Source organism: Bradyrhizobium sp. USDA 241 (assembly GCF_049739505.1).
Lineage (GTDB): Bacteria > Pseudomonadota > Alphaproteobacteria > Rhizobiales > Xanthobacteraceae > Bradyrhizobium > Bradyrhizobium liaoningense.
This window is the reverse complement of sequence record NZ_JBMGPZ010000004.1, coordinates 2,526,020-2,532,733: the sequence shown is the minus strand read 5'-3', so window position 1 is coordinate 2,532,733 and position 6,714 is coordinate 2,526,020. Positions and strand designations below refer to the sequence as shown.

Genomic DNA, 6,714 nt, shown 5'->3' with positions numbered 1-6,714 from the left:
CGTCGTACCGCTATCGTTTGATCGACGGAGGGCATGATGACGAAGAAGACGCGACGGAAGATCGACGCGGTGTTGAAGGTGGTCTGAGCCCCTCGCTTCATCCAGCAATGGAAAGAGTCCCGGTTGAATATGAGCCCAAGGGGCTCGGTGAAGCAACGGGGCGGGGCGCGGAGCCCTCGGCATAGCGCAGCGTCCCGTCCCGTTGCGGCCCAAGAGCGTTGCGTTTGGCGTATTCGGTCGGCGTGAGGTTGCCCAGGGCGCTGTGCGGCCGGGCGTTGTTGTAGTCGTCTTTCCAGGCCGCCAGCACGGCTCGCGCCTGTGCGAGCGAAGTGAACAGCGTCTCATTGAGAAGTTCATCGCGCAGGCGGGCGTTAAAGCTCTCGATGAAGGCATTCTGGGTCGGTTTGCCGGGCGCGATGTAGTGCCACTCGATCTGCCTCTCTTGGCTGAAGCGCAGCACGGCCATTCCGGTCAGCTCAGTGCCGTTGTCGGACAGGCACATCGCCGGCCGGCCGCGCCAGGCAATGATGACATCGAGCTCGCGTGTGACCCGCAGGCCCGACAGCGAAGTATCGGCGACGAGCGCCAGGCATTCGCGAGTGAAGTCGTCGACCACAGCCAGAATCCGGAACCGTCGGCCATCGGCGAACGCATCCGACAGAAAGTCGAGACTCCAGCGCTGGTTGGCGCCTTGCGGGATCGCCATTGGCGCCCTGCTGCCGAGCGCCCGTTTACGGCCGCCACGCCGGCGGACTTGCAGCCGTTCCTCGCGATACAGACGTCGAAACTTCTTGTGGTTCATGACCAGCCCCTCGCGGCGCATCAGCACCAGCAGACGACGGTAGCCGAACCGGCGGCGGATGGCCGCCAGCTCGCGCAGGCGGGCGCGTACGGCCGCATCATCGGCTCGCCCGTTGCGATAGCGCACCGATGCGCGATCTGCCCCCAAGGCTTTGCACGCCCGCCGTTCGCTCACTTCGAAGTTGGTCCGCAGATGAGCGACGGCCTCTCGCCTCGCGGCGGGCGTCACCATTTTTTTGACGCAACGTCCTTGAGCATGGCGTTGTCGAGCATTGCCTCGGCCAGGAGCTTCTTCAGCTTGGCGTTCTCGTCCTCCAATGCCTTCAGCCGCTTGGCATCGGATACCTCCAGGCCACCGTACTTGGCCTTCCATTTGTAGAATGTTGCGCTCGAGATCCCGTGTTTGCGGCAGACATCAGCCGTCGCCACACCCGCCTCCTGCTCCCGCAAAATCCCGATGATCTGCTCTTCCGTGAACCGACTTGGCTTCATGGTCCATCTCCTCAGAGGTGACGGACTCTACCCATTCTTGGAGGAGTTTGCGGGGCTCAGACCAAAGGCAAAGATCGCACTGGAAGCGGTGCGGGAGCAGGCGACGGCTGCCGATCTGGCCCAGCGCTATGAGGTTCACCGAACCAGATCTATGCTTGGAAGAAGTAGCTGCTGGACCAGGCGGCCCGGCTTTTGACGTGGGTGTCGGGCGCGAGAGCGAAGGAAACGCGCGAACGCGAGATCGAGAAGCTGCACGCCAAGATCGGACAAACTGACGGTCGAGCGCGAGTTTTTAGCGCGGAGGTCCGGAAGATGAGCACGCCGGACCGTCGAGGAATGCTCGAGCGCGTCGACCAGGCGCTGTCGATCCGTCGGCAATGCATGTTGCTCGGCATCGCCCGTTCTAGCGTCTACCGGCCGCTACAGCCGGCCAATTCAACGACCTTGCCCTGATGCAGCGGATCGACGAGCTGATCACCGCCTGGCCATTCCTGGGCTCGCGGCGAATGACCGCGATGCTGAGGCTGAGGGGCTTGCGGTCAATCGCAAGCGCGTGCAACAGTTGATGCGCAAGATGGGCATCGCCGCGCTGGGACCGAAGCCGAACACGACAAAGCCGGCGCCGGGCCACAAGATCTCTGTCCCGATCTGCTGCGCAACATGAACGATCGACCGGCCGAACCAGGTGTGGGCGGCCGACATCACGTATCTGCCCATCGGCCGCGGCTTTCTCTATCTCGTCGCCATCATCGACTGAGCGAGCCGTGCGGTTCTGGCGTGGCGGCTGTCGAATACGATGGACGTCTCATTCTGCGTGGCGGCTCTGGACGAGGCGCGGCGACGTACGGCACGCCGGAGATTTACAACACCGACCATGGCAAAGGCGTTCTCCGATCGCATCCGCCAGCGCGCTTCCGCTCGCGGTTACAAATGGCATCTGGACGAGGTCGTTATTTCGATCGCGGGCGAACAACATTGGCTCTGGCGCGCTGTCGACCAGAATGGCTTCGTTCTCGACGTCTTGATCCAGCCCCGAAGAGACTCGCGCGCTGCGCAGCGGCTCATGAAGAAGCGCTTGAATCCGCCGGCACGCCGCTGCGCGTGATGATCACGGACAAGCTCCGTTCGTACGGCGCTGCGAGGGCGAGCATGGGCTTTCACGTCGGACATCGCCCGCACAACACTCTCAACAATCGCGCCGAGAATTCTCATCGGCAGACGCGGCGACGCGAGCGGATCATGAAGCGTTTCAAATCGCCCCATCAGGCTCAACGGTTTTAGTCAGTTCACGATCAGGTCGCGAACGTTTCCGCATCCCCTATCTCGGAGCTGTCGCCGCCGACCTCCGTCGTGCTTCGCGCGAACGAGCCTTTGCGACTTGGCGCGAAATCTCCGCGACAAGCGCTATCGCCGAATCTCGGACCTTTGAAAATCGCCTCCTTCGTCTCGGCGGTCGATTAAGTTGACGATGCCATCCATGCGTCGCCCACACGTTCTTCCTTGGCCTTCTTGCATCATGGCCGACGAAGACCGAGATGCAGCCCGCAAAGCTGATCGGTCGCTACGGCAGGACGTTCTGGTGTGTTCGAGGTCAGACAGAGCTATGGCTGATTTTGGGTGACGCGGCCTGATCAGGCGGCGTGGCTTTCAGTGTTCGGAATGACTTCGATTCCGTCGATGAACTTTACACCGGCGATGACTTTCGGCAACTGGTTCGTGCTCTTCAATCGCCGCCAGGTCTTCGATGCGGCGTCGATGAGCTTGAACACCATCAGCTTCGCAGTTTGTTGCGACAGCGATCCCTTGGTCCGCACCGTTCGGTGGCGCACCGTGGCGAAGACGCTCTCGATCGGGTTCGAGCTGCGTAGGTGGATCCAGTGCTCAGCAGGGAAGTCGAAGAAGGCGAGCAGCGCATGGCGATCCTTGATCAGGCACTCCACCGCACGTCCGTATTTGACGTGGTATTTCTCGACGAAGACGTCGATCGCGGTTTCAGCTTCGGCCCGGTGTGGGGCCAGATAGATGTTCCGCAGGTCGTTCTTCATGGGGCCCTGCACGGATTTGGCGACCTTGTCGAGTACGTTGCTCACTTTATGGCACCAGCATCGTTGGTGCCGCGTGCCGGGAAAGGCCTCGTCCAGTGCCTTCCAGAAGCCGAGGGCGCCGTCGCCGATGGCGAGTTGCGGGGCAATCCGTAACCCGCGTTGCCGCAGGTCGATCAGGAGTTCGCGCCAGCTCTGCGCGCTCTCGCGCACGCCGACCTGGAAGCCGATCAGCTCCTTCTTGCCTTCCGGCGTGGTGCCAATCAGCACCAGCATGCATTCGCTGTGATCTTCCATGCGGGCCTGCAGGTACACGCCATCGGCCCAGATGTAGACATAGCGACGCGCCGACAGATCGCGTCTCTGCCAGCGTTCGTACTCGACCTGCCAATCGGCCTTCAGGCCGGCGATCACCGAAGGCGACAGGTTCGGCGCATCCTTGCCGAGCAGCGCCGAGAGCGCCTCCTGGAAGTCGCCGGTCGAGATGCCGCGCAAATAGAGGACCGGGATCAAGGCATCCAGGCTCTTCGTCCGCCGCGCCCATAGCGGCAGGATTGCCGAACTGAAGCGGAGGCGGTCGCCTGGCCCGCTCGCTCCGCGGTCGCGGACCTTGGGACGAGCGACCTCCACCGGACCGATGCCGGTCGCAATCTCGCGCACCGGACCGTGCCCATGTCGGACCAGGCGCGCTCGACCGTCGGGCAGCGTCAGATTGGCCGTGCTGGCCAGAAACGCGCCAACCTCGATCTCGATCGCCCTGGCAAGCAGGTCCCGCGCGCCGGCACGAACGATATCGGTCAGTGGATCATCAACCGCGGACGGCTGACGGAAAGCAAGAACATTGGTAGTCTCGGTCATGGCGTATCGCTCTCCTCGAGAGGTTCTGGCAGGCTCGTCACCCGCCTCGATACGCCGCCTTCCTCACACCGTCATCACCCAGATTCCGCCATAGCTCGGTCAGACATACGGCTTGCCTCAACAATCGCTAGCCTTGTCGCGTCAGCGACATAGCTATCGGAAGCCGTCGGGAATGCGCATCGCTTCGCTGGCATGGAGTCTGCTCACCACCAGGGGCGTAGAAGCGACGCCACGACATCGAACGTCGTTGCGGATGGCGCGCACATGTGTTGTTCGTGAGGTGATATGCGACCTGGAGTTCTTATACGGGGCGCGGCAGCAGTTACGCTTGCCGCTTGCGGTGGCGCGAATTCGGCGGATCTCGATCCAGCGGTGAAGGTTTCATCCGACACTGTGGAGCTGGACCGGGAATTATATTGGCGTGCACGGCGGTGGCGGCTATGCCGGACATCTCAGAGAGCTGGCCCCGGTTGTTTGGACAGCGCCCCGCTGGATTTAAGTGGATTCCTGCCGGGTTATGCTGAACGCGGGGCTTTACGGTTTTGTCGTTGCGTCGGGAGGGCGTAGCCCGACCAGAGCGACGACAAAACCGTCGGCGACGGTCATGCGGCCATCACCATAGCTTGCGTGCCGAAGTAAGCCTCGTCGGGCGTGCGCCCGTCAAGGCTCGAGTGAGGGCGTCCCTGATTGTAGAAGGCCAGATACTTGGCAATTGACGCTCGCGCCTCGGACACGCTGTCGTAGGCGCGGAGATATACTTCTTCGTATTTGACCGTGCGCCAGAGCCGCTCGACAAACACGTTGTCGCGCCAGGCGCCCTTGCCGTCCATGCTGATGGCGATCTTCGCGTCCAGCAGCACATCGGTGAACTCGAGGCTGGTGAACTGGCTGCCCTGATCCGTGTTGAAAATCTCGGGCCTGCCGTGCTTCGCCAACGCCTCCTGGACCGCTTCGACGCAGAAGGCCGCCTCCATTGTGATCGAGACGCGATGGGCCAGGACCCGTCGGCTGAACACATCGACGACCGCCGCGAGATAGACGAAGCCACGCCGCATCGGAATGTAGGTGATGTCCATTGCCCACGCATGGTCGGGCCGCTCGATCTTCAATCCGCGCAACAGGTACGGGTAGATCTTGTGACCCGGAGCCGGCTTGCTCGTGTTCGGGCGACGATAGACCGCCTCGATCCCCATGCGCTTCATCAGCGTCGCGATGTGGCGGCGACCGGCGTATACGCCCTCCCGCCGCAGCAACGATCGCAGCATACGCGCTCCCGCGAAGGGATAATCGAGATGCAGCTCATCGAGCCGACGCATCAAGGCAAGGTCCTCGGCCGAAACTGGCCGAGGTTCATAGTAGACCGTGCTGCGAGCCAGCTTCAGGACCTTCGCCTGGCGCACGATAGAAAGATCATGACCGCGGTCGATCATCGCTTTGCGCTCAGCAGGCCCGCCTTGGTGAGCGCGCCGGACAAAAAATCGTTTTCCAACGCCAGCTCGCCGATCTTGGCATGTAACGCCTTCAAATCGACCGGCGTCTCGGCCGATGTCTTGTCATGCCCAAACACGCCGGCGGCGCCTTCCAGGAGCTGGTTTTTCCAGATCGTGATCTGGTTCGGATGAACATCAAACAGTTGCGCCAGCTCCGCCAGTGTCTTGTCGCCTTTGACCGCAGCCAAAGCAACCTTCGCCTTGAATGCCGGAGAATGCGTCCGGCGGCTCTTCTTCGTCATCTTCGCTCCTGATTCGCAGCAAGAATCCTCGCCGCTGTCAGGCAGAAAATCCACTCAAGCTACTGTCCGAATTTGCGGGGCCAGCTCTCTTCGAACACGGGGCTAGCGAGCGAGGAAAACGGGAGACGGGTCGCAAAGGCGGCTGTTTTGGATATTATCTTGATCATGCTTCGTGCAGGAGCCCCTCTCATCGGCTGCCGCTCCTATGCGGGCACGCAAGTATCTGGCACGGGGCAAACCACGGCGCACTTTGGCGCGTCAGAATGCCCCTCACATTGGGTACACTGGGACGGATTGATCACATAGATGTCGTTCTTCAGGCTAATCGCGGCATTGGGACACTCGAACTCGCACGCACCACAGACCGTGCATTGGGATGCGATTATCTTGTAGGCCATCAGTGCTATTCCATAAGCAAAAGGTGCGGAACAGTTTCTTGCTATCAAGTCTTGTGCCAGACATCTTGAGCTTGATTCATCTGAAGAAATTTCGATAACGCAGGTCGCCGACCCGATACGGTGTCGCAAATCCTACAACGAACATGACAATCTGATCTCGATCCTGTGGTTTGCGCATGATCGGTGTCACGGCCGTCAGCGATCAGGTAAACCACCTTCTCCAGCATTAGGGAACGATCCGAGATCCTTAAGGCCGCCTGCCGCGGCTATGATCGATGTGTCGCGACATCATGGAGCTGTCCGGGCAAGTATCAGGTCGCCCGCGGCGCATCTTGTCGGCTCCACTCAATGGGACCGGAAGGTAGAGCTGGCCCCGCAAATTCGGACAGTA

The 6,714-nt window shown here is 61.3% G+C and carries 5 protein-coding genes and 1 pseudogene; 2 read left to right on the top strand and 4 right to left on the bottom strand.

All coding sequences use genetic code 11. The features are described from left to right. Window positions 1-97: 97 nt before the first annotated feature. Window positions 98-1,293, bottom strand: a protein-coding gene (locus tag ABIF91_RS21715) for an IS3 family transposase (RefSeq protein WP_424578816.1) whose coding sequence is annotated in 2 segments (ribosomal slippage) — window positions 98-1,042 and window positions 1,045-1,293 — 1,194 coding nt in all. Because the reading frame shifts where the segments join, the coding sequence is not laid out codon by codon here. 312 nt (window positions 1,294-1,605) lie between these two features. Between ABIF91_RS21715 and ABIF91_RS21710 the strand changes: the two genes are divergently transcribed. Together ABIF91_RS21710 and ABIF91_RS21705 are read left to right on the top strand one after the other, a co-directional pair. Beyond that, window positions 1,606-1,746, top strand: coding sequence for a hypothetical protein (locus ABIF91_RS21710; RefSeq protein WP_154694111.1), 141 nt, complete (start codon window positions 1,606-1,608; stop codon window positions 1,744-1,746). 427 nt (window positions 1,747-2,173) lie between these two features. Further along, a pseudogene (locus tag ABIF91_RS21705) lies at window positions 2,174-2,754 on the top strand (IS6 family transposase); the annotation flags it as partial. A gap of 170 nt (window positions 2,755-2,924) precedes the next feature. On the opposite strand, the gene ABIF91_RS21700 reads toward ABIF91_RS21705, so the two are convergent. The 3 genes from ABIF91_RS21700 to ABIF91_RS21690 form a co-directional block, all read right to left on the bottom strand. Next, window positions 2,925-4,193, bottom strand: coding sequence for an IS256 family transposase (locus ABIF91_RS21700; RefSeq protein WP_038952271.1), 1,269 nt, complete (start codon window positions 4,191-4,193; stop codon window positions 2,925-2,927). A gap of 602 nt (window positions 4,194-4,795) precedes the next feature. Continuing rightward, window positions 4,796-5,925 (bottom strand): IS3-like element ISRj2 family transposase gene (locus ABIF91_RS21695; protein WP_086023025.1). Its coding sequence is split into 2 segments (ribosomal slippage): window positions 4,796-5,673 and window positions 5,673-5,925, totalling 1,131 coding nucleotides; the frame shifts between segments, so codons are not numbered across the junction. Window positions 5,926-6,128: 203 nt separating this feature from the next. Continuing rightward, window positions 6,129-6,323 carry a 4Fe-4S binding protein gene (locus tag ABIF91_RS21690; protein WP_011084548.1) on the bottom strand — a complete coding sequence of 65 codons (195 nt, stop codon included), beginning with the start codon at window positions 6,321-6,323 and terminating at the stop codon, window positions 6,129-6,131. Window positions 6,324-6,714 lie beyond the last annotated feature (391 nt).

Bases quoted from the DNA above. Each gene is read 5' to 3' on its own strand.
- ABIF91_RS21700 (WP_038952271.1), bottom strand. From the start codon at position 4,193: ATGACCGAGACTACCAATGTTCTTGCTTTCCGTCAGCCGTCCGCGGTT.
- ABIF91_RS21690 (WP_011084548.1), bottom strand. From the start codon at position 6,323: ATGGCCTACAAGATAATCGCATCCCAATGCACGGTCTGTGGTGCGTGC.
- ABIF91_RS21710 (WP_154694111.1), top strand. From the start codon at position 1,606: ATGAGCACGCCGGACCGTCGAGGAATGCTCGAGCGCGTCGACCAGGCG.